Source organism: Stappia sp. P2PMeth1, from assembly GCF_900185735.1.
Taxonomy (GTDB): Bacteria; Pseudomonadota; Alphaproteobacteria; order Rhizobiales; family Stappiaceae; genus Stappia.
This window is the reverse complement of the sequence record NZ_FYAW01000035.1, coordinates 85407-107745: the sequence shown is the minus strand read 5'-3', so window position 1 is coordinate 107745 and position 22339 is coordinate 85407. Positions and strand designations below refer to the sequence as shown.

The window sequence follows — 22339 nt, the reverse complement described above, 5'->3', positions numbered from 1 at the left end:
CGAAGGTGAGGGAGACATGACGCCGCGCCCGGGCCGGGCGCCTTGCCGTCCGCCGGGAAATGCCGGACAAGGGCGGGCTGGAACGGAATGCGGGAGTGGCGCGGTTGGCGGCGAACGAAGACGGGAACCGGATGGAGGGCCGGACGGGAAAAACGGACGCGCCGATGACGGTGGACAGTGGCGTGCGGCGGCCGTCCGACGAGGGCGCGCGCGGGCGCTTCGAACGGATCTACCGGACCTTGCGGATGCGCATCTGCCTGCTCGACCATGCGCCGGGCAGTCGGCTGCGCGAGGAGGACCTGGCCGAGGAGTTTCGCGTGTCGCGGACCCCGATCCGCCGGGTGCTGGTCAAGCTGGAGGCGGAAGGGCTGCTGCGCTCGGTGCACGGGGTCGGCACCATCGTCACCGACATCGACGTCAACGAGCTGGCGCAGGTCTACGAGCTCCGGGTGGAACTGGCCGAACTGGTCGGCAGGCTGTCGCCGGCCCCCGTCGACGCGGCGCTGATCGCCCGCTTCCACGAGATCCGGGCGCGATGCGACGAGATGGTGAGCGAGGGCGATCCGCGCACCTTTTCGCGGATCAACATGGACTTCTTCCACCTGTACAACGCGTTGACCACCAACGGGCCGCTGCGCGAGATCAACGAGCGGCTGTATTACCAGACGGCGCGCATCTGGCTGAAGACGGCGTTGCGGCTGAGGAATTCCAAAGAACTGATCCACACCGAGTTCACGACCTTCCAGCGCGAGGTCGCCGACACCACGGAAGCGATCGAGCATGGCGACCTCGTCGCCGCCGGCCATGTGCGGCGGGCGCATATTGCCATGAGCTTCGCCAGGATCCGCAAGGCCTGCGAGACGGAGGGGCGCCCGGTGATCGCCCCGACGGCGGGATAATCGCGCTTGCAGCAAAACCCGCTGGACCATGCTCCAGATCAATGATTCCCTCGTTGCCGGCGGGCACTATGCCGGCGGAGGGCTTTTCCCATGGACATCACCTTTCTGCTCGAGATCGTCGACGAGGCCGAACTGGCGGCGCTGTTCGGCCTCGCCACCGGCGCCGTCTTCGGCTTCGCCGCCCAGCGCTCCTCCTTCTGCCTGCGCGCGGCGACGGTGGAGTTCGCGCGCAAGCGGCTCGGCCCGCGCATGGCGGTCTGGCTGCTGACCTTCTCGGCGGCGGTGATCTGGGTGCAGGCGGCCCAGCTTGCCGGCCTGTTCCGCAGCTCCGACGCGCGGATGATGGCGGTGGCCGGCTCCTGGTCCGGCGCCATCATCGGCGGCCTGATGTTCGGCGCCGGCATGGTGCTGGCGCGCGGCTGCTCCGGCCGGCTGCTGGTGCTGGCGGCGACCGGCAACCTGCGCTCCGTCGTCTCCGGACTGATCTTCGCCGTGGTCGCGCAGATGACCCTGCATGGCTGGCTGGCACCGCTGCGCCAGTGGCTGGCCGGACTGTGGGTCACCCCCGGCGGCCACAATGTCGACCTGCTGCCCGCCCTGTCGCTGCCGCAGGAGGCGGGGCTGGTGCTCGGCCTTGCCTGCGCCGCCCTCGCCCTGTGGCTGGCGCTGCGCAACGCCATCGGCTGGTCGACGCTGGTCTTCGCCTCCGGCGTCGGCTTCGCGATCGCCCTCGGCTGGACGCTGACCTTCACCCTGGCGCAGGTCGCGTTCGAGCCGATGAGCGTCACCTCGGCGACCTTCTCGGGCCCTTCGGCCAATACCTTGATGTTCTTCCTGACCGACAATCCGGTGCTGGATTTCGACATCGGCCTGGTGCCCGGCGTGTTCCTCGGCGCACTCGTCGCGGCGGCGCTGGCCCGCGAACTGAAATTCCAGGGCTTCGACGGCGAAAGCCAGATGCGCCGCTCGATGCTCGGCGCGGCGCTGATGGGCTTCGGCGCCATGCTGGCCGGCGGCTGCGCGGTCGGTGCCGGCGTCACCGGCGGCTCGATCTTCGTCGCAACCGCCTGGCTGGCGCTGGCCTGCATGTGGATCGGCGCGGTGGTGACCGATGCCCTGGTCGACCAGGCGCCCAGCCCCGCTGCCGGCCCCGAGGCCGCCCCCGAGACCGTGCCGGCCGAGTAGAGGGCCGAAGCAGATGCCGGCAGGCCGGACCGGCCCTCTCAGATGTCGGCGATGAAGCGATAGGCGCTGCCGGCGCGTTCGGCGCGGCCGATGCCGCCGTCGGGCAAGTGGAAGCCGACGAGGCGCATCCGCTCGCCGGCGAGCCGGTCGAGCAGGGCAAGCCGGGTGGCGGCGGCAAGATCCTGGTCCTGATCCGATCCCGAGGCCCAGCCCGGCTGTTCGAAGGCGACGTGGTGATTGCCGATGGCATCACCCACCACCATCACCGGATCGCCGCCGGCGGCGATCTCGAAGCCCATGTGGCCGGGCGTGTGGCCGGGCGTCAACCGGGCGACGATGCCCGGCAGGGCCTCCTCGCCCTCCTCCAGCCGGCGCACCTGGTCGGCGATGACCTCGAGCCGCCGCTGGGCGCCGATGGCGAATGTCGCCCGCGCCTCGCCGATGCTGGCGACCGTGTCGGGGTCCATCCAGTAATCCATTTCCGCCGCGCCGATCATGAACTCCGCATTGGGAAACAGCGGCTCGTCGAACTCGTCGAGCAGGCCCCACAGATGGTCGGGATGGGCATGGGTGAACAGCACATGGGTGATGTCCTCGACCGTCACGCCGAGCGCGTCCAGAGCCTCGCCGAGCTTGCCGGCGCTCGGCTGGAAGTCCGGCCCGGCGCCGACGTCGAACAGGATCGTGTTGGTGCCGTCGCGCAGCAGCGTGACGTTGCACGGCGGGGTGAGCTGGTCGCGGGACAGGCCGTGACGGGCGATGATCCCGGCAAGCTCCGCCTCGGGCATGCCGCCGAGGATGAAGTCGCCCGGCAGCATCAACATGCCGTCGGACAGGGTGTCGAGCCGGGCCGCGCCAAGCTCCAGCGAGGCGGCCGACCAGACACGGTGACCCGACAGAGGCAGGGCGGCGGCGGCGGCGCTGGCGGCGAGAAACTGGCGACGGGAGAGCATGGCATTGACTCCGAAAGACGGGGGCTCCGAAAGAAGGAGGGCTCCGACGGAAGGCGGGGGCTGCGAAAAGAAGGCGGGCGCCCGGACAAGGGGCGCCCGCAGTTGGGGAGGAGCCGTTATCCGAAGATGTCGGCGGTGATGCCGGCATACCAGCCGAGGGATTCCTCGAAAGTGACCTTGCGCAGGGCCGCGTCCTCGCCGGTCTGGCTGATGAAACTGTGCACCGAAGCGATCTTGTCCGGCGTCGGCTCGTAGGAGGCGCCGACCTTGACCCCGTCCTCCGGCGCGATCAGCGACCAGCAGGTGTTGGAGTATTTCGCCGGGAAGGTCCTGGAGCCGGTCAGCTCGCCGCGAATGGCCATGGCCGCGACCTTGGCCTGGGAATTGGCGGAGAAGGCGGACTTGGGCATGTCGCCCTGGGCCGAGCTGTCGCCGAGCACCCAGACATTGGCATCCAGCTTCGACTGCATCGAGGCCGGATCAACCGGCGCCCAGCCGCTGTCGTCGGTCACGCCGGCGATCTGGGCGATCTTGCCGGCCATCTGCCCGGGAATGACGTTGCAGACGTCGACCTTCTGCACCTCGCCGTCGACGACGATCTCCATCGCCGCCGGCCGCACCTCGACCGAGCCGCCGCCGAAATCGGGTCCGACCCAGGTCACCATGCCGTCGTAATGCCGCTGCCAGCCCTCCTCGAACAGCGCCTGCTTGGAATATTTGTCCTTGGGATCGAGCACCAGGATCTTGGCGGTCGGATTGGTCTGCTTCAGCAGATGCGCGACCATGCTGATGCGCTCATAGGGTCCGGGAGGGCAGCGATAGGGGTTGGGCGGCGCCACCATGGCGAAGGTGCCGCCCGCCGGCATGGCCTCGACCATCTGCTTCAGGAGCTGGGTCTGCGGCCCGGCCTTGTAGGCATGCGGCATCACCTCCGCGTCGGCCAGCGACCAGCCGGGCACCGACCCATCCTTGAAATCGATGCCCGGAGACAGCACCAGCCGGTCATAGGACAGCACCTGCCCGCCGGCGAGGGTGACGGTCCGTGCCTCCCGGTCGACGGCGGTCGCGGTGTCGTTGATCACGGTGACGCCGCCCGCCGCAAGCCCGTCATAGCCGTGCTGCAGGCTCTCGAAGTCGCGGAAGCCGCCGAGATAGAGATTGGAGAAGAAGCAGGTCGTGTAGATCGGGTTGGCCTCGACCAGGGTGACATCGAGGGCCCCCTTGCTGTCCTTGGCGAGGTAACGGGCCGCCGTCCCGCCGCCGGCACCGCCGCCGATCACCACGACCTTCGGCCGCGACTGGCCGAACACGACTGGGGCATGCAACACGCTGCCGGCCGCCAGGCCGGTGGCGATGAAAGTGCGTCTGCTCAATGTCATGCGCGTTTCCTCCGGGGTGTCCTCTCCCCCTTGCGAGCGCGGTGGATCCGCGCATCGTTCTGTCTCAGTCGAGGGTGATGAAATACGCGGCGAGCGCCGCGATCTCCTCGTCCGAAAGTCGTCCGGCCATCATCTGCATCACCGGATGCGGCCGCAATTTGCGTTTGTAGGCATGCATGGCCGCGACGAAATCCTCCGTCGGCCAGCGGGTGATCGCCGGAATGCCCTGGTCGCTGCCGTCCCGCTGGTGACAGGTCGTGCATTCCGAGGAGAGGTATTCGCCGAAATCCGGATCGCCCTGAATGGCGAGGATCGCCGGATCGAGAACCAGCCCGCTGGCGCGGGCCGTCGGCTCCGCCTCGGGGATGTTCTGCGGCTTGTCGGACCATTCGCGCAGATAGGCGAGCAGCGCCGAGCGCGCCTCGGCGTCCTTCATGCCGCGATAGGCCATCCGGGTGCCCGACACCAGGCTGCGCGGGTTCTCGACATAGGCGTCCAGCGTGTCCAGCGTCCAGACCAGCCCGTCGCTGCCCATCCGGGCCATGGACTTGGAATATTTGTAGCCCTCGACGCTGCCGGCGGTGCGGCCGAAGACGCGGTTGAGGTGGGGGCCGACCCGATTGACGGCGCCCACCCCCAGTTGATGACAGGCCGAACACTGGCGCGCGAACAGCAGCGCGCCGCGCTCCGCATCGCCGATCGGCGCCGCCGCCACCGACCCCGCCCCCGACCCCACCCCCGACCCGATCCCCACGCCGACGGCGAGCAGGACCAGGGCGGAGAGGAGGTGGCGGCGGCGCATCGTGCTACTTTCCGAGCGAGGCCAGATAGGCGATCACCGCCTCCCGGTCCCGGTCCTTCTTGAGACCGACAAAGGCCATCTTGTTCTTCGGCAGGAAGCCCTTGGGATCGGCGAGATAGGCGTGGAGCGTCTCCGCGTCCCAGACCATGCCGCCGGCGCCGGCCTCCAGCATCACCTTGGAATATTTGTAGCCGTCCGCCGCCCCGACCGGAGCCCCGACGATGCCATTCAGCACCGGGCCGACCGCATGTTTTGCGCCCTCGCCGACCTTGTGACAGGCGACGCATTTCTTGAAGACGCCGATGCCTTCGGCGATCAGGGCCGGATCGGCGGCGGCGGCCTCGGCCACGGGAGCAGGCTCCGCTGCCGCCGGAGCGGCGGCGACCTCGGTTGCCGCGGCGGTCTCGGTGGCGGGCGCGGGATCCGCCGGCAGCGCGGCGGCCTCCGAAAGCGGCGGCAGGGTTCCGGCGGGGCGGCCGTCGGGATCCTGCGGCGTGACGTTCAGCTCGACCGCCCGCTTGGTGATCGCCACCGGCTGGCGGCAGTCGCTCATGCAGGGCTCGCCGCTGAACAGCGGATATTCGGTCTGCGGCCGGTCATCGGGATAGAAGCCGACGGCGTTGGGCAGCTCGACCTCGCGGAAATTCTCGTCGGAGAGGACGAAATCCTCGTCCACCAGCCCGTTCGAATAGAGCAGGAAGGCGGTGATCGCATAGGTCTCGTCGACGCTGAGGGTCTGGGCCGCGCCGAACGGCATCGAGCGATGCACATAGTCCCACACGGTCGACAGATACGGCCAGTAGCTGCCGACCGTCTTCACCGGCCGGCGATCGGTGAGGGTGCCCTCGCCGCCGGCCAGCACCGGCCAACTGTCGAGGCCCTCGGCGAACTCGCCGTGACAGGAGGCGCATTTCTCGGCGAAAACCTCGTCGCCGGTGGCGACATCGCCGGAGCCGGGACGCAGGCCCGTGCCGTCGGGCAGCACGGCCACGTCCCAAGCCGCGATTTCCTCCGGCAGCGCCTCGCGGCCGAGGCCGAGCTTGCCGGCCAGCGCCGGCGTCGCCAGCAGCGCGCCGGCGCAGATCGCGAGGATCAGGACGTCACGCGACTTCGACATTCTCGACCTCCCCGTCGGCCTTGACCCACCAGGTCTGGATGCCGTTGTTGTGATAGACATTGTTGAGTCCGCGGATCTCGCGCAACTGGTCCTTGGTCGGCTGGACATAGCCGGTCTCGTCGACGGCGCGGGACTGCAGCAGCAGCTCCTCGCCATTCCAGTCGATGTCGAGATGGAAGCGGGTCAGCGCCTTGGGCAGGGCCAGCCCGGAGAGCCTTGCGCTCTGCCAGTTGACGCCGCCGTCGAGCGAGACGTCGACCCGGGTGATGCGGCCATTGCCCGACCAGGCGAGGCCCGAGATCACCAGCGGCCCCTTGCCGTGGCGGATCGGCACCTGCGGCGAGGGCGAGGTGATGACCGACTTGGCGTCCATCACCCAGGTCCACTTGCGGGCCCGGCCGTCCGGCATCAGGTCGGTGTATTTCGAGGTTTCCTCGCGGCTTTCCACCGCCTGGTCATAGACACCGAGGCGGCGCAGCCACTTCACCCACATGTTGCCTTCCCAGCCCGGCACCACCAGGCGGACGGGATAGCCATGCTCCTTGCGCAGCGCCTCGCCATTGGCGAAGAAGGCGACCATGACGTCGTCCAGCGCCTTGTCGAGCGGCAGCGAGCGCCCGTTGGAACTGGCGTCGGCGCCTTCCGCGTAGACCCACTTGCCCTCGGGCTTGACGCCGGCCTCCTCCAGCAGCAGCCGCAGCGGCACGCCGGTATATTCCATGTTGTGGATCATGCCTTGGGTGTACTGGCAGCCCTCGAGCTGCGCCCCGGCCCATTCCATGCCGCCATTGGCCGCGCATTCGCAGAAGGCCGTGGTGACCGAGCGCGGGAAGCGCAGCAGGTCCTCGAAGGTGAACACCAGCGGCGTGTCGACCAGGCCGTTGATCATCAGCCGGTAATCCGCCTTGCTGAGCTCGATCGCGCCGGAATGGTGCCGCTCGAAGGCGCAGCCCTGCGGCGTGATCGTGCCTTCCAACGCGTGGATCGGCGTGAAATTGATCGAGGAGACCGGGCTTTCGGTCAGCCATTCGACATTGCGCCGAACCACATGGGATTCGAAGCGGATCGGCATGCCGTAGGGCGTGGCGTCGACCGGATCGCCGAAGCTGCTGGCCCAGTCCTGCACCTCGACAATCTTGGGATCGGGGCCGGACGCGCCGGCGGTGGCACTTCCGGCGACAAGACCCGCGCCGGCCAGGGCCGTGCTGCGCAGGAAGTCGCGGCGGGAGGTGCGGGCGATGGGTTCGTCGGACATGGCGAACGCTCCTTGCTTCGTCTCAGATACCGGTCACGACGACCGACGTGTTGGGCTCCAGCTTCACCGAGCCGAGCTTGCGCACATGCGCTTCGATCACATCCCAGATCTGCGGGCCCTCGGTGCCCTCGTTGACGCTGGCCCAGCCGGCGACGGTGTAGGAGCGGCCGGCCTCGATCGCCTCGCCGGTGTCGACCAGCGCCATGTCAGAGATGCGCTGGCCGATCGGCTTCGACACGTCGATGGCATAGGCGAGGCCGCCGATACGCACCATGTCGCCGCCCTGCTGGTAGTAGGGATCGGGGTTGAAGATGTTGTCGGCGACATCCTCCAGGATCGCCCGGATCGTCTCGCCGGTCATTTCGGTGCGGTAGCAGGCGCCATAGGTCATCGAGGTGACGTTGTGGATGTCCTCGCGGGTGATCGGATCGCCCGGCAGCAGCGTCGTGCCCCAGCGCACCCCCGGCGACATGGCGATCTCGGCGTCGCGCTCGGAGCGGATCGCGTCGCAGATCAGGTCGTCCCAGGTGCCGTTGAAATTGCCGCGCCGGTAGAGCAGGCTCTCGGTGGTGCCGATCTGCTCCTCCAACTGCGCCTTGAACGGTTCGCGCTCGCCGTCGATCAGCGCCGCCATCTCCGGATCGGGCTCGATCACGTCGGAGAAGATCGGGATCAGCTTGTGGCGATAGCCCATCATGCGCCCGTCGCGCACATCGAGGTCGACGCGCGAGACGAACTTGCCGTTGGATCCCGAGGCGATGAGGATGGTCTCGCCGACAAGCACCGGCTCGGGCACCGCGTCATGGGTGTGGCCGGTCAGGATGACGTTGATGCCCTTGACCCGGCCGGCCATCTTGCGGTCGACGTCGAAGCCGTTATGCGACAGGCAGACCACCAGATCGGCGCCGTCGGCGCGGACCTCGTTCACCACCGCCTGCATCCGCTCCTCGCGGATGCCGAAGGAGAATTCCGGGAACATCCAGCCGGGATTGGCGATCGGCATATAGGGGAAGGCCTGGCCGATGACGGCGACCTTGATGCCGCCCTTCTCGAAGACCTGATAGGGCTCGAAGGCCGGCTCGTCCCATTCGGCGTCGAAGATGTTGGCGCCGAGGAAGGGGAACGGCAGTCCCTCGACGATCTCCTTCACCCGGTCGGTGCCATAGGTCCATTCCCAGTGGCTGGTCATGGCCTCGACGCCCAGGGCGTTCATGACATTGACCATATCCTGCCCCTTGGTCAGGAAGCTGGTCATCGAGCCGTGCCAGGTGTCGCCGCCGTCGAGCAGGATCGAGTCCGGCCGCGCCGCCCGGATCGCCTTGACCACCGTGGCGACCCGGTCCATGCCGCCCATGCGGCCATAGGCCCGCGCCAGCGCGGCGAAGTCCTCGCAGGTCAGCGCATAGGCGTCGGCGGAGCCGGGCGCGATGTCGAACATCTTCAGGAAGTCGGCGCCGGTGACATGCGGAACATGGCCCTTGGCGCCGCCGACGCCGAGATTGACCTCCGGCTCGCGGAACCAGATCGGCTTCAACTGGGCATGGATGTCGGTGACATGGATCAGCGTCACGTTGCCGAAATCGTCGAACCGCAGCAGTTGGTCCTGGGTCAGGGCCTGCTGCGCGGCGAGCCGCGCCCAGGTGCCGAAGCCGCTGGTGCCGACGATGGCCGAGGCGGCCATCGACGCCTGCAGGAATTCCCGGCGCGTGATCATTCGCTAACTCCTTGCCGCGGACACACCTCCTCCGTCCGCGCCGAAGCGCGCCGCGTGGCTGTCCGCATGTGAAAGACGGTGTTCGAGGGCGGCCGGCCGATCCGCGCGGCCGCCCCCTGACATCAGCGCGGGTCCGATCTCAATGCCGGACCGAAACGCCCTCGACGCTGAGCCCGTTGCCGCGCGAGGCGACATAGAGTTCCAGAGCCTTGAACTCGTCCGACCCGGCCTTGAAGGTCTCCGCACGGGTGTCGCGCACGCAACCGACGAAGCGCTGCTGCGCGCTGACCATGCCGGCATCCTTGAGGCGATAGGTCGGAAAGCCATTGACCTGGCCCTGGGACAGGTGATCGGCGCGGATCATCTGGCCATAGTTGTCCTCGTGACAATTGGCACAGGACATCTCCAACTGGCCGAAGCGCGTGTAGTAGATCTCCTTGCCCTTCTCCCAATAGGAGGCGGCGGGCCCGTCGATCGCCACATTCACCGGTTCGCCACGCGACTGCATCGAGATCAGCGCCAGCATGTCCTTCATCTTCTCGGACGTCCAGCCCCAGGCCTCGAGACCCATGTGCCGGGTCACGCATTCGTTGACATAGTCCTCGACCAGCATCAGCTTGCCCGAGGCCTGATCCACGCGCGGGGTGACCGCGCGCAGGCCGCGCATGCTGTCCGGCTCCTGGTGACAGCCGGCGCAGGACTCGCCCTTGGCGCCCATCGGGTTGTTCCAGGCATCGAGGCCCCGGTCGACGAAGACCATGCCCGGATTGTCGAAATCGTCCCGTTGCAGGTCGCGGGTTTCGTCCTCGCGGAACAGCCAGCCCGAATAGATCTCCCGCAAGGCGCCGTTCAGGTGCTCCGGCGGCGACGTCTGCGTCACGAATTCGATGGTGCCGTCGTCCGTCTCGACGACCAGCGTATCCTCCACCGGATCCGCCAGCACGGTACCGGCCATCGCGAGGCCGAATGCCGCGGCGGCGGTCCTGATGATCATGTTGCGCGGCTGCATGAGCCTTCCTCCCAAACTCGGTGTGGCAGCGCGATCAGGCGATTTCGATCGCCTTGACGTCCTCGTAGACCGAGCCGTCGTCGTCGTACCAGGTGAACTTGATGTCACCCGCCGCATCGACCCTGACGTCGAACTCGAAATAGGGGTTGGTCGACACCGCCGGATCGATGGCGACGTCGACGACGTTGACGCCGTTGAAGTCGCAGGTGAACCGGTTGATGATCGAGCGCGGGATCAGCTTGCCGTCCTTGTCCTTGCGCTGGCCGGATTCCATCTTGTGGCTGATCAGCGCCTTGATCGTCACCACCTCGCCGACGGACGCCGACTTCGGGACCTTGACCCGGGGCTTTGCATCGCTTGCCATATTGCCTCTCCTGTTGCCTGACGATCAGCCGCCGCAGCCGCCGATGGTGACCTTGACGGTCGCTTGCGCCTGACGGATCGATCCGTCGGCCATCTTCGCCAGCGCGACCACGTCCTGGGTCTGGGCGAGACGGATGCGGGTCGCCGCCCGCTGGCTGCCGGCCGCCGGGCCGAAGGTGAAGGTCGCCACCGCCGGCTCCGGATTGCCGGTCGCCAGCAGCATGATGGCGACGGCGCCCGGCGCATCGACGCCGATCGGCACCGTGTTGCCGTTCTCGGCGATCTCCGGCGCGGTGATCGAGATCCCCTCGCCCGCCGGAGCGGCGCCGCCGGTGAAGGCCGCCGTCAGTTCCTCAATGGTCGCGGCCCGGGCAAGGCCCGGCACGGCGGCCACGGCAAGGCCGCCAAGCCCGACCCAAAGCACCTCGCGTCGTGTCAGTTTCATAGTCATCTCCTTGAGCGTCGCGCTGCCGCGTCAGTCCTTGAGGGTGAGAAGATAGGCCACCACATCCTCGATCTGCTGCGCACTGAGGACGGGGGGAAGCGGTTCGGTTCCCGCCTTGCCGCTGAAGCCGTCGCCCGGACGGACGAAGCCGTCGGTCTTGTAGAAGGCCGGCATGAACGAGCCGTCGAAGGTCATCTTCGCATTGGCGACGATGCCGCGCAGTTGCGCCTCGTCATAGCGATCGGCGACACCGTCCAGCATCGGCGCGATGGTGCCGGGGAACTCGACATCGGGCAGCGCCTCGATGGCGTGGCAGGCGACGCAGTTGCCGAGGGCATTGGTCGTCATGACCTTGATGCCGACCTCGGGATCGCCGGGGACGCCGGTGAGCGAGGCGGCGACGGCCCCCTCCTCGTACTTGACTTCCTTGGGTGCGGTTTCAGACAGGGCGGGCGCCACCATGGCCATGGCCATTGCGCCCCCCAGCACGAGCCAGCGTGTCATTGCTCTCCTCCCAGAGTGCTTCCTCGGTTGCAAGGATAGCAACCCTGCCATCCTTCTTGCAATAGAGATATATATTTTTTTGAATGTCTTAATTTATCTCTGTTTGTCAAATGCTTGGGTCACTGCTGTCCGGCCATGCGGCGCGCCAGATAGGCTTGGAAGTGCTCGCCCGATTCGTAGCCGTGCTCGCGCACCCAGGTCAGCAGCGCCTCGGTCGTGCCCTTGCCGAAGGCGCCCGGCATCATCGCGACAGCCGCCTCAGCGGTCGTCTGATCCGGCGAAACGGCTTCCGGCAGGAAGATCAGCGTCGGCGTGAACAGGACGCCCCAGCGCGTCGCCATCGCCTTCTCCGGCAGCACGGTGCCGTCGAAATCGGTCACCTCGACATCGCCGAACAGGTTGATCTGCACCACGAAATACTGCTCGCGGATCAGCGCCTCGATCGCCGGGTCGGTGAACACCTCCTCATGCATGCGCGTGCAATAGATGCAACCGCGCTGCTCGATGGTGATCATCAGCCGCTTGCCCTCCGCATTGGCCTCGGCGAGATCCTCGCGCAGGTCCTTGAAGGTTTCGCGCAGCCAGGCCGGCTTGTGCAGACCGTCGTCGCCGAGCTCGGCGGCGGAGGCCGGCAGCACGGCCAGCCAGCCGATGACGGCAAGAATGGCAAGACGGATCATGACGATATCTCCCTTCGATAGGTCAGCGGGGCGGTCAGGTCAGCGTGGCGCTCCAGTCGAAATTGCGGATCATCCAGTCGGCGATCAGGTTGACCGAATTGGTGGCGATCAGCAGGCCGAACAGGATGAGCATCACGCCCATCGCCTTCTCCACGTAGCCCATCAGCCGGCGGTGGCGGGCGACGAAGCCGAGGAACGGCCCGGCAAAGAGCGCGGCGACGACGAAAGGCAAGGTCATGGCGAGACCATAGACGAGCAGCAGGGCACCGCCGCGCCAGACCTCGCCCATGCCGCCGGCGACCATCAGGATCGCCGCCAGCGCCGGGCCGACGCAGGGCGTCCAGCCGAAGCCGAAGGCAAGGCCCATGACATAGGCCCCCACCAGCGTCGTCGGCCGCGCGCCGCTCTGCACCCGCGCCTCGCGATAGAGCAGGCCGATGCGCAGCACGCCGAGGAAATGCAGGCCGAAGACGATGAGCACCGCCGCCGCTGCCCAGGACAGCACCTCCCGCCATTCCAGGAACACCCGGCCGAGCGCCGTGGCGCCGAGCCCCAGCAGCACGAAGATGGAGGTGACACCGAGCGCGAAGGCCAGCGCCTGGACCATCAGCCGGCGCCGGGCGCCGGGCGAGATGACCTCGCCCTCCCGCAGCTCCGCCGCCGACAATCCGGCCATATAGGACAGATAGAACGGCACCATCGGCAGGATGCAGGGCGAAAAAAAGGAGAGCAGCCCCGCCAGGGCGGCCCCTCCGAAGCTGATTTCCAGCATCCGCCCCTCCCCCGACGCGTCAGCCTTGTTCGGTCTATTCAATTATATTAGGATATTCCTATGTGAATATAGGTTTGTCAACATGCTCCGCCGCCTCCCTCTCGACAGTCTTCCGGCACACCGCCGCCTCGGCCGTCTCGCCCTGGCCGGCCTGCTCCTTTCCGGCCTGCTCCTTCCCGGCCTGCTCCTTCCCGGCCTGCTTCTCGCGGGACTGACGATGACCGCGCCGCGGGCGGTGGCCGATTCGCCGGTCGATTCGGAGGCCGCAGCCCCGCTCGAACTGCTGATGGTGGAGCAGCCCGGCTGCGCCTATTGCGCCCGCTGGCACGAGGAGATCGGCCCGCAATATCCGCTGACCGACGAGGGGCGCCAGGCGCCGCTGCGCAGCCAGCAATTGCGCGCGCCGGTGCCGGACGACATCCATCTGGCGGCGCCGCCGGTGTTCACCCCGACCTTCATCCTGCTGGCCGGCGGTCGCGAGATCGGCCGCCTGGAAGGTTATCCGGGTGAGGATTTCTTCTGGCCCCTGCTCGCCGCCCTGATCGCCCGGGCCGACGCCCGCTGACGCCTCGGACGGGCTGGCGCATCGCACCGGTTTCGGTTGCGATGCCGCTACGGCCGCTCTATGAAAGGCCACGCGACGATTGGGGCCATTCTCTTGTCCGGCACGCAGGATATCAGTGAGGGCGAGACGGACACTGTCGACCTGGACGATCTGGTCGGGCAGGCCAACGAGGTCGCCACCTTCCTCAAGGCGCTCGGTCACGACGGGCGGCTCACGATCCTGTGCCATCTCCACGGCGGCCCCAAGAGCGTCACCGAGCTTGAAAATCTGCTGTCCTCGCGTCAGGCTGTGGTCAGTCAGCAATTGGCGCGCCTGCGTCTCGAAGGCCTGGTAAGCGCCAGGCGGGACGGGCAGGCGATCTATTATTCGATCCTCGACCCGAAGGTGGCCGCGATGATCGAAACCCTGGCGCGGCTGTTCCCGAAACCGGCATAAGACCGGCCGCCGCGACATCATTCGGGAGGGAGGAAAAGGCATGGACGCGGTGCCAATTGGCCTGCTTGCGGCCCTGGTCGGGCTGGCGGGCGGGATCGTGCTCGGACTGGCGGCCCGGCTCGGCGATTTCTGCACGCTCGGCGCGCTGGAAAGCGCGGTCTACGGCAAGGACCAGACGATGCTGCGGCTGTGGGGCATCGTCGTCGGCGTCGCCGTTCTCGGCACCCAGTTCGCCGCCATGGCCGGCATCGTCGATCTCGGCGGCAGCTTCTACCACTCGATCTCCTGGAACCCGCTCGCCTCGATCCTCGGCGGCCTCGTTTTCGGCTACGGCATGGCGCTGGCCGGCAATTGCGGCTTCGGCGCCCTGGTGCGCTTCGGCGGCGGCGACCTGCGCTCGCTGGTCGTCGTGGTGGTGATGGGCATCTTCGGCTTCATCGCCCTGTCCGGCCCGCTGGCGCCGGTGCGCACCGCCCTGTTTCCCCAGCCGGACGCCACCGGGCCGCAGGGCATCGTCCACGATCTCAACTCGTTGCTCGGCATCCCCGCCGTGGTGACGGTGGTGGTCATCGGCCTCGCCTGCCTCGCCTGGGGCCTCGCCCATGCGCCGCTGCGCCGCTCGCCGCGGATGATCGGCTGGGGCATCGCCGCCGGCGTCGCCGTCGTCTGGTGCTTCGCCGGAACCAGTTATCTCTCCGACATCAGCCTTGGCGCCGTCTCCGTCGAGGGCCCGTCCTTCACCGCTCCGGTGGGGCGCACCCTGGTGTTCCTGATGACCTCGACCGCCGGCGGCATCAGCTTTTCCGTCGGCGCGGTGATCGGGGTGATCGGCGGCGCGCTGATCGGCTCGTCGATCCGCGGCCTGTTCCGCTGGGAAGCCTGCGAGGACCCGCGCGAACTCGGCCGTCAGGTCAGCGGCGCCATGCTGATGGGCATCGGCGGCGTCGTCGCCATGGGCTGCTCGGTCGGCCAGGGCGTGACGGCGAGCGCCGCGCTGGCCTGGTCGGGCCCGACGACGCTGGCCGCCATTCTCGTCGGCGGCGTCATCGGCCTGCGGCAGTTGATCGGCGGCTTTCAGCCGGAATAGCCCGGCTCCGACGCGCCCGGCAGCCTCCTCCACGCCTCCCAACGCCCCGGCCGTCCTGCCGGCGGGCGCGACAGCGCGCCTGCGTCACGGCAGCGCAACCCCGCCTGGGGCCGCATTTTTCCGCTGCAAACTTGAGACATTCATTCATATTAGCCGCGCGGCGTTCGCGGCCCTCGTCGGCGTGCTCCGCCCCGCCGAAGCAGCAGGAAGCCCATGCCTGACCACGTTCCTCAGCCCATCCGTTCCGCCCCGACGCAGCAAGCGGTGACCGCGGGCGTCCCCGTGCAATGTGTCGTGGTGCGCGACCAGGATGGCATGGTGGCCATCGGCCGCGACGACCTCGTGCGCTACGCCGGTCCCGGCCAGATTGTCGCCACTGCCCTGTGCCTGCGGCTGTTCGCGCGCGCCTTTGCCGATCTCAGCCCCGAGGGCCCGCCGCATCGCGACGACATCCGGGTTCTGGTCGGTTTCCCCGGAGCCGGAATTCTCGACTGCGTCGAGATGATCACCCGGGCACGGACGCGCGGCCGCCTGACCGTGGATCCCGAGGCCGGCCCGCCGGACGCCCCGGCGGCGATCGTCGGCAGGTTCTATTTCGAGATCGCCGTCGGCTCCCGCGCAAGCGGCTACTGGCTGGCCGACGGCTATTTCACCGATGCCTTCGTCGACCAGATCCGCCGTCATCAGGACGGCCAAGGCACGCGGGAGGAACTCGCCGCCTATCAGATCGCCAAGCACACCGTGATCGGCCGCCTGCTCGGGGCCCCCGACGATGCCCTGTTCCACAGCCGCAAGGTTCACATGCCATGACGATCGTCGCTCCCGAACTCGCCATCATCGACCATGGCACCACGCTCGCCATCACCTATGAGGACTGCATCAAGTATCATGGCCGCACCAATATCGGCGGTGTCGCGCTCGGCTTCCGTCTGATGCAGCGCGCCTTCGCCGACCTGTCGCCGGACGGTCCGCCCGACCGGGAAACCGTGTCCGTGCGCACCGCCTTTCCCGGTCTCGGCGTGCGCGATGCCGTCGAGATGATCGCGCGGACCACAAGCCGGGGCGCCTATCACATCGATACGGCGATGGCGCCGCACAGCGCTCCGGAAGCCGCGGAGGGCCGGTTCTGGTTCGAGGTGACCGTGGACGGCCACACTCGCGCCTATGTCACGGCCCCGGGCGCCGTCGGCGCGGAGTTCGTCGCGATCGGACGAACCTCCAAGCAGCGGCCGCTGACACCCGCCGAGCAGGCCCGCTGGAGCGAACTCAAGGAAGAGCTGGCGTCCCGCATCATGGCCGCCCCGGTGAACGCGGTGGTGGTTCCGGCGTGAACCGGCCGGAGTGAACTGCGCGGTGCGAGCCGCCCTGCCCGGCCCTCGCTGACGGTGCCGACACCGGGATCGGATAGGACAGTTCGATCGCGCGCTCCAGGTTGCCTTGAGAAAGGCCGGTCTCGCATGCCAGCGCGGCATCGACGAGGCATGAGAAGATCATTCGCCCCGGCATCGAGAGCTGAAAAGGCAGACGCGTCCGCCCCCGGTGCGGACCGCGCGCCCGATCGTTCGGGCCTTTGGATTGTCCGCGCAACATGCCGTCGTTTTGAAGGAGGGAAGCTGCCTCAGCCGCCGCCCTGCGCCTTCGGACGAGGGTTAGGGTCAGGACCCTAACCCGAGACACATCGCCCGTCGCAGAACGGGCCTCTCTTCGACGCGCAAATCAGGCCTTGAAACTCGGAACGTATGATGTGATTATCATACAATCCTGTATTAAGAGGAGGGGAACATGAACCGTCGCTGTTTTCTGCTGGCCGCAGCTTGCGTCGCGGCAACCGCCGGGCTGACAGGCCCGGTCCTGGGCCAGGGATATCCCGCCCGTCCGGTCACGCTCGTCGTGCCTTTCGCTCCAGGTGGCGGCACCGACCTGCTGGCGCGGCTGGTGTCGAACAAGCTGGAGACCGCGCTCGGGACGCCGGTCGTCGTCGACAATCGTCCCGGCGCGAGCGGCGCCGTTGCCGGTGCCTATGTGAAGACGCAAGCCGCCGACGGCTACACGCTGCTGTTCGGGACCTCCTCGACCAACGCGATCTCGCCGGTGCTGCACGAGGACAAGATGGGCGACATGCTCACCGGCCTCGATCCGGTGAGCATGGTCGCCAACAGTGCGCTCATCCTCGTGGTCCCGGCGTCATCGCCGATCACGGACCTGAAGGGCTATGTGGACGCCTCGAAAGCCCGGCCGCTGACCTACGGCACTTTCGGCGTCGGCTCCACGCCGCACCTGCTGGGCACGCTGCTCGCCTCCAGATCCGGCGCCGAGACGATCCATGTGCCCTACAAGGGATCCGCCCCCGCCGTTGCCGACGTGACCGGCGGCCATATCGACAGCGCCTTCCTGACGGTGACCGCGCTCACCGCCTCGCTCGATGACGGGGCCATGCGAGGTCTGGCGGTGGCAGCGCCAGAGCGCCTGTCGCAGTTCCCCGACATTCCGACCTTCGCCGAAGAAGGCTATGAGGATCTCGACGACGCCGGCTGGTTCGGGATCTTCGCCCCGTCGGGGGTGCCGGCCGAGATCCGCACCCAGGTCTCCAAGGCGATCCAGACGGTCCTCGACCAGCCGGAGGCGCAAGAGGAGTTCGCCAAGCTCGGCGTCACGGCGCAGGGCAGCTCGCCGGAAGAGCTGGAGAAGAAGCGCGACGCCTCCGTGGCGCTGGTGAGGCACATCCTCGCCACCACCAATATCGATATTTCCGAGTAAGCTGAAAGGTCAACGAGACGATGCGTCAAGACAACATCGCCGACTACCAGATCCGCCGTTGGTACGGTCAGGAACAGGAAGTCCTGACCAACGAGATCTATGAGTCGGACGAAGGTGCTCCCTTGCGCAAGATCCTGATCGCCGCGGCGATCAGGAACCCTTATGCGGGCCGCTTCAGCAGAGATCTGAGCGAGATCATCGATGGCAGCGACCGACTGGGAGAGGAGTTTGCCCGGCGCATCCTCACCGCCCTGGGCGGCGCGCAGGCCGAAAGCTACGGCAAGGCCTGCGTCGTCGGCAGCGCCGGCGAATACGAGCACGGCAACGCCTTCATCACCGCCCGTTTCGCGACCCCGATCCGGGCCGTGCTCCCCGGCGCGAAGGAGTGGATTCCCTCGACCGGCAAGCGCAGCGGCCCGGGCGCCCTGATCGACGTGCCGCTCGCCCATATCGGCGAACTCTATGCGCGCGCCTATTACGACACGGTGAGCGCCTATTTCGACGATGCGCCCAATGCCGACGAGGTGGTGGTGGCTTTCGCCGTCGCGACGCGCGGACGTATCCACGCACGCCTCGGCGGACCGCAGGTCGCACCGCTCGCGGCCGAATAGAACGCGGAGCCAGACACGATGCACCGGGAGCAGTCCAGTTTCGTCTACCTGAACGGGTTGCGGTTCCACTATCTGACCTGGGGCGATCCCGGCCGTCCGATGCTGATCTGCCTGCATGGTCTGCGCAGCTATGGCCGGACCTTCGCCGGACTGGCGCAGACCCTCGCGGATCGCTTCTACGTGGTGGCGCCCGACCAGCGCGGCCGGGGAGAAACGGACTGGGATCCGGCGCGAAACTACTTCGCCGATCAATACGCTGCCGATCTGGGCGCACTTGTCGACCACCTGAGGGCCGAGACGCTCCATGTTCTCGGCCACTCCATGGGCGGCATCAACGCGCTGACCTATGCGCTGACACATGGCCAGCGCTTCGCGTCGCTGATTCTCGAAGACAGCGGACCCGAGGCCGACGGCAGCGCCGGCATCGAGCGGATCCTGAAGGAACTTAAAACGACGCCGCTCTCCTTCGACGATCTGGACAAGGCGCGCGCCTTCTGGCGGTCGATCCGGCCGAACGTCACCGACGCGGCGATCGAATCGCGCATCACCCATTCGATGAAAGCCGTCGGCGGCAAGATCGTCTGGCGCCACGATCAGCTCGGGATCGGGAAATGCCGGATCGAGCAGGCCAGCGTGCGACCGAACCCGGACCTCTGGCCGGCCCTGTCCGGCCTCGCCTGCCCCGTTCTCGTGCTGCGCGGCGCAAACTCCGACTATCTCGACCCGGCACGGGTCCAGCGAATGTGCGAAACGAACCCGCGCGTGGTCGCCCAGGAGATCGAAGGTGCCGGGCACTATGTGCATGACGACAATCCGGTAAGCTTCAACCGTGCGGTCGGCGCATTTCTCGACCGTGTCGCCGGAGCGAGAGACGCAGGACGGAGATAGATGGACAGCAACACCAGCGATACGGCGCGCGTCCGCGGCGGCAGCGTGCGCGAGCGCGTCACCAATGCATTGCGGGGCGACATCATCACCGGGGTGTTCGTGCCCGGCCAGCGGCTGTCCGAGGCCGAGCTGTGCTCCCACCTCGATGCGTCGCGCACGCCGGTCCGCGAAGCGCTCCGTCAGCTCGAGGCGGAGCGCCTGGTCGAGGTCCGCCCCAACCGGGGCCCGATCGTGGTCAAGCTCGGCTGGGAGGAGGCCGAGCGGATCTACGACGTGCGGGAGCTGATCGAACCGGAGGTCGTGCGCCTTTTCGCGCTCGCCGCAACCGGCGAGCACCTGGAGCGGATGGACGCGGCACTCGAGGAATTCGAGCAGGCCTCGTCCGAGGGGCTGAACCCGGCTCAACTGATCGGGGCCACGACGACCTTCTACGAGGTGATGTTCCAGGGCTGCAGCAACGACATCCTCGCCGACATCCTGCGCGGCCTCCTCGCGCGGGTGAACCTGCTGCGCTCGCGCTCGATGTCCCGGCCCGGGCGCCCGAAGGAGAGCCTGAAGGAGATGCGCGACATCCTGTCCTGCATCCGCGAGGGGAACGTTCCGGGGGCCCAGCAGGCCGCGGTCATACACATTCGCAACGCCCGCGCTCAGGCCAAGGCCGCGATGCCGGCGCCTTCTGCCCCCTAATCGCGCCCCCGTAATCGCGCCCCGTAATCGCGCCCCGTAATCGCGCCCCATCATCGCGCCCCATCATCGCACAAAGAGACCGACGCCCCATGCAGCCGAAGCTCAATCGCGACGCCATCAGCGGTTTCCTGCTCGCCCTGATCGGAGCCGCCGCGGCCTATCGCGCCTTCGACTACGGCATCGGCAGCGCCGCGCGGATGGGCTCTGGCTACTTTCCGTTGCTGATCGGCGGGGCGCTGGTGCTGCTCGGCGCGGTCATCGCGATCGGCGGGCTGCGCGCGTCGGCGACGCCCGTCCACATTCCCCGGCGCGAGCTGCTTCTGATCGCGTTCAGCGTCGCGAGCTTCGCGCTGATCATCGGACGGTTCGGTCTGTTTCCGGCCCTTGGCGTCTCGGTCCTGCTCGCATGCCTGGCCGACCGGGGCGCCGGACTGCGGCAAACGATCGGCATCGTCCTCTTCTCCTGCCTGCTCGTCTGGCTCGTCTTCGTGATCGGGCTGAATTCCCCCACGGCTCTGATCAAGGTGTGATCCGATGGAGTTGTTCACGCTCGGCTTCGCATCGCTGACGCTGACCTCGGTGGTCTATTGCTTCGCGGGTGTCTTCCTTGGAACGCTGGTCGGGGTGCTGCCCGGCGTCGGGGCCTTGTCGGCGATCTCGCTGCTGATGCCGGTCTCCTTCTATCTCGACCCGACAACGGCGCTGGTGTTCCTGTCGGGGATCTATTACGGCGCCGAATATGGCGGCTCGACCGCCTCGATCATGCTCAATCTGCCGGGCACCTCGTCAAACGCCATCACCTGTCTCGATGGCTATCCGATGGCCCAGAACGGAAAGGCCGGCGTGGCGCTGACCGTCACCACCTATGTGTCCTTCTTCGGAGGAACCGTCGGCATCCTGCTGCTGACCTTCCTCTCGCCGGTCATCAGCCGGCTGGCCGTCGCCGTCGGTCCGTCCGAATATGCCGCGATCCTGCTGCTGAGCATCATCATGGCGGCCACGATCTCCGACGGGCCGCCGCTGAAGGGGATCGCGATGGTGCTTTTCGGCGCCTTGCTCGGCACCGTCGGCATCGACGTCAACAGCGGCGACTATCGCTTCACCTTCGGCGTTCCGGAGCTCTTCGACGGCGTCAGCCTGGTCGCGCTGGCTCTGGGCACGTTCGGCGTCGGCGAGATCATCTTCGCGATCAGCGCCCAGAAGGCGCGCGGCCCGATGCCCAAGGTCACGTGGCGCTCGATGATCCCGAGCCGGCCGGAATTCCTGAAGACGCTGCTGCCGATGGCGCGCGGCGCCGGGGTCGGCAGCGTGGTCGGGCCGCTGCCCGGCGCCGGGCCGACCATCGCCTCGCTGATCGGCTACGCGGTCGAAAAGCGCATCAGCCGGACCCCGCACCGGTTCGGAAAGGGAGCGATCGAGGGCATTTCCTCGCCCGAGGCCGCCAACAACGCGGCCGTCCAGACCGCCTTCATTCCCACCCTGTCGCTCGGCATTCCCGGCAGCCCGACGATGGCGATCATGCTTGGCGCGCTGATGATCCACGGCATCTCGCCTGGCCCCAAATTCATCTTCGAGCAGCCGGAGATGTTCTGGGGCCTGATCGCGAGCTTCTGGCTCGGCAACATCATCCTGCTGGGGCTCAACCTGCCGCTGGTCGGCATCTGGCTCTGGCTGCTGCGCATCCCCTATTCGATGATGTATCCGGTGATCGTGGCGCTGATCTGCGCGGGCGTCTACACGCTCACCAACAGCGCCTTCGCGGTATGGCTGGTTCTCGGCTTCGGCTTCGTCGGCTTCCTGTTGCGGCTCTTCGACTATTCGCCGGCGCCGCTGCTCATCGGCTTCATTCTCGGACCCATGCTCGAAGAAAACCTGCGCCGGGCACTGCTGATCCATCGCGGCAGCTACATCGAGATGTTCTCGCGTCCCGCCACCGCCGCGTTGATGCTGCTCACGCTGGCAATCCTGCTCTGGGCTCTCCTGAAACGAAACTCGCCGGTACAGGGGAACGACTGAGGGCGACCGATTGCGGGCGACCGACTGATACGCCGATTGACGAGGCGGCCGATCGCGTCCGTTCGGGGCGCAGCTTCGGCGTGACCACGCTCGCCTCGCCGCGGGCGGTCACGATCCGCGACCGCGCAGAGGCAACGCACGGCGAACGCTCCGGCAGCGGACGCCCCGGCAGCGAACGCTCCGGCACCTGTGCAGGCCCGGTCCGCCCATCTTCCG

Annotated in this window: 25 protein-coding genes; 13 read left to right on the top strand and 12 right to left on the bottom strand. The window is 67.6% G+C overall.

Annotated features, from left to right (window positions below):
* Positions 1 to 164: 164 nt before the first annotated feature.
* Together P2PM1_RS20415 and P2PM1_RS20410 are read left to right on the top strand one after the other, a co-directional pair.
* Positions 165 to 899, top strand: a complete 735-nt coding sequence (locus tag P2PM1_RS20415; protein WP_186400312.1) for a GntR family transcriptional regulator — start codon at positions 165 to 167, stop codon at positions 897 to 899.
* A gap of 90 nt (positions 900 to 989) precedes the next feature.
* Positions 990 to 2084, top strand: coding sequence for a YeeE/YedE family protein (locus tag P2PM1_RS20410; RefSeq protein ID WP_186400311.1), 1095 nt, complete (start codon positions 990 to 992; stop codon positions 2082 to 2084).
* 38 nt (positions 2085 to 2122) lie between these two features.
* On the opposite strand, the gene P2PM1_RS20405 is transcribed toward P2PM1_RS20410, so the two are convergent.
* The 12 genes from P2PM1_RS20405 to P2PM1_RS20350 form a co-directional block, all read right to left on the bottom strand.
* Positions 2123 to 3037, bottom strand: a complete 915-nt coding sequence (locus P2PM1_RS20405) for an MBL fold metallo-hydrolase (protein WP_186400310.1) — start codon at positions 3035 to 3037, stop codon at positions 2123 to 2125.
* A gap of 116 nt (positions 3038 to 3153) precedes the next feature.
* Entirely contained in the window at positions 3154 to 4416 is a 1263-nt protein-coding gene (locus P2PM1_RS20400) for an NAD(P)/FAD-dependent oxidoreductase (protein ID WP_186400309.1), read from the bottom strand.
* 64 nt (positions 4417 to 4480) lie between these two features.
* Positions 4481 to 5218: a c-type cytochrome gene (locus P2PM1_RS25560; protein ID WP_186400308.1), complete on the bottom strand. Its 738-nt coding sequence runs from the start codon at positions 5216 to 5218 to the stop codon at positions 4481 to 4483.
* Between the two features lie 4 nt (positions 5219 to 5222).
* A complete protein-coding gene (locus tag P2PM1_RS20390; RefSeq protein WP_186400307.1) occupies positions 5223 to 6335 on the bottom strand; it encodes a c-type cytochrome in 1113 nt (370 codons plus the stop codon).
* Complete coding sequence (soxC, locus tag P2PM1_RS20385; RefSeq protein ID WP_186400306.1) at positions 6319 to 7590, bottom strand: sulfite dehydrogenase; 1272 nt, start codon at positions 7588 to 7590, stop codon at positions 6319 to 6321. Before soxC ends, P2PM1_RS20390 begins: the two co-directional genes overlap by 17 nt.
* Positions 7591 to 7612: 22 nt before the next feature.
* Positions 7613 to 9304 carry a thiosulfohydrolase SoxB gene (gene soxB / locus P2PM1_RS20380; protein ID WP_186400305.1) on the bottom strand — a complete coding sequence of 564 codons (1692 nt, stop codon included), beginning with the start codon at positions 9302 to 9304 and terminating at the stop codon, positions 7613 to 7615.
* 139 nt (positions 9305 to 9443) lie between these two features.
* On the bottom strand, positions 9444 to 10313 hold the full coding sequence (gene soxA, locus P2PM1_RS20375) for a sulfur oxidation c-type cytochrome SoxA (protein ID WP_186400304.1): 870 nt from the start codon (positions 10311 to 10313) through the stop codon (positions 9444 to 9446).
* Positions 10314 to 10347: 34 nt separating this feature from the next.
* On the bottom strand, positions 10348 to 10677 hold the full coding sequence (soxZ, locus tag P2PM1_RS20370; protein WP_186400303.1) for a thiosulfate oxidation carrier complex protein SoxZ: 330 nt from the start codon (positions 10675 to 10677) through the stop codon (positions 10348 to 10350).
* 24 nt (positions 10678 to 10701) lie between these two features.
* Complete coding sequence (gene soxY / locus P2PM1_RS20365) at positions 10702 to 11121, bottom strand: thiosulfate oxidation carrier protein SoxY (RefSeq protein ID WP_186386609.1); 420 nt, start codon at positions 11119 to 11121, stop codon at positions 10702 to 10704.
* Between the two features lie 30 nt (positions 11122 to 11151).
* A complete protein-coding gene (gene soxX / locus P2PM1_RS20360) occupies positions 11152 to 11625 on the bottom strand; it encodes a sulfur oxidation c-type cytochrome SoxX (protein WP_186386608.1) in 474 nt (157 codons plus the stop codon).
* A gap of 119 nt (positions 11626 to 11744) precedes the next feature.
* On the bottom strand, positions 11745 to 12305 hold the full coding sequence (locus tag P2PM1_RS20355; protein ID WP_186386607.1) for a thioredoxin family protein: 561 nt from the start codon (positions 12303 to 12305) through the stop codon (positions 11745 to 11747).
* Between the two features lie 34 nt (positions 12306 to 12339).
* Positions 12340 to 13077, bottom strand: a complete 738-nt coding sequence (locus P2PM1_RS20350) for a cytochrome c biogenesis CcdA family protein (protein WP_186396477.1) — start codon at positions 13075 to 13077, stop codon at positions 12340 to 12342.
* Between the two features lie 82 nt (positions 13078 to 13159).
* Here P2PM1_RS20350 and P2PM1_RS20345 point away from each other — a divergent pair, with 82 nt between their 5' ends.
* From P2PM1_RS20345 to P2PM1_RS20295, 11 genes are all read left to right on the top strand, one after another.
* On the top strand, positions 13160 to 13642 hold the full coding sequence (locus P2PM1_RS20345) for a thioredoxin family protein (RefSeq protein WP_244301579.1): 483 nt from the start codon (positions 13160 to 13162) through the stop codon (positions 13640 to 13642).
* A gap of 93 nt (positions 13643 to 13735) precedes the next feature.
* Complete coding sequence (locus P2PM1_RS20340; protein ID WP_305849852.1) at positions 13736 to 14077, top strand: helix-turn-helix transcriptional regulator; 342 nt, start codon at positions 13736 to 13738, stop codon at positions 14075 to 14077.
* 40 nt (positions 14078 to 14117) lie between these two features.
* A complete protein-coding gene (locus P2PM1_RS20335; protein WP_186386604.1) occupies positions 14118 to 15164 on the top strand; it encodes a YeeE/YedE family protein in 1047 nt (348 codons plus the stop codon).
* 264 nt (positions 15165 to 15428) lie between these two features.
* Positions 15429 to 15974, top strand: coding sequence for a hypothetical protein (locus P2PM1_RS20330; protein WP_186400302.1), 546 nt, complete (start codon positions 15429 to 15431; stop codon positions 15972 to 15974).
* Positions 15971 to 16495 (top strand): hypothetical protein, encoded by a 525-nt coding sequence (locus P2PM1_RS20325; RefSeq protein WP_186400301.1) that lies wholly within the window; start codon positions 15971 to 15973, stop codon positions 16493 to 16495. Before P2PM1_RS20330 ends, P2PM1_RS20325 begins: the two co-directional genes overlap by 4 nt.
* A gap of 451 nt (positions 16496 to 16946) precedes the next feature.
* Positions 16947 to 17921: a tripartite tricarboxylate transporter substrate binding protein gene (locus P2PM1_RS20320; protein WP_186400300.1), complete on the top strand. Its 975-nt coding sequence runs from the start codon at positions 16947 to 16949 to the stop codon at positions 17919 to 17921.
* 20 nt (positions 17922 to 17941) lie between these two features.
* Positions 17942 to 18532 carry an amino acid synthesis family protein gene (locus P2PM1_RS20315; RefSeq protein WP_186386600.1) on the top strand — a complete coding sequence of 197 codons (591 nt, stop codon included), beginning with the start codon at positions 17942 to 17944 and terminating at the stop codon, positions 18530 to 18532.
* Between the two features lie 18 nt (positions 18533 to 18550).
* Positions 18551 to 19420, top strand: coding sequence for an alpha/beta fold hydrolase (locus tag P2PM1_RS20310; RefSeq protein WP_186400299.1), 870 nt, complete (start codon positions 18551 to 18553; stop codon positions 19418 to 19420).
* The gene (locus P2PM1_RS20305; protein ID WP_186400298.1) at positions 19421 to 20107 is read left to right on the top strand and encodes a GntR family transcriptional regulator; all 687 of its coding nucleotides are present in this window, start codon (positions 19421 to 19423) and stop codon (positions 20105 to 20107) included. It begins immediately after the preceding gene.
* Between the two features lie 89 nt (positions 20108 to 20196).
* Positions 20197 to 20637 carry a tripartite tricarboxylate transporter TctB family protein gene (locus P2PM1_RS20300; protein ID WP_186386597.1) on the top strand — a complete coding sequence of 147 codons (441 nt, stop codon included), beginning with the start codon at positions 20197 to 20199 and terminating at the stop codon, positions 20635 to 20637.
* A gap of 4 nt (positions 20638 to 20641) precedes the next feature.
* On the top strand, positions 20642 to 22123 hold the full coding sequence (locus tag P2PM1_RS20295) for a tripartite tricarboxylate transporter permease (protein WP_186396486.1): 1482 nt from the start codon (positions 20642 to 20644) through the stop codon (positions 22121 to 22123).
* Positions 22124 to 22339: the final 216 nt, after the last annotated feature.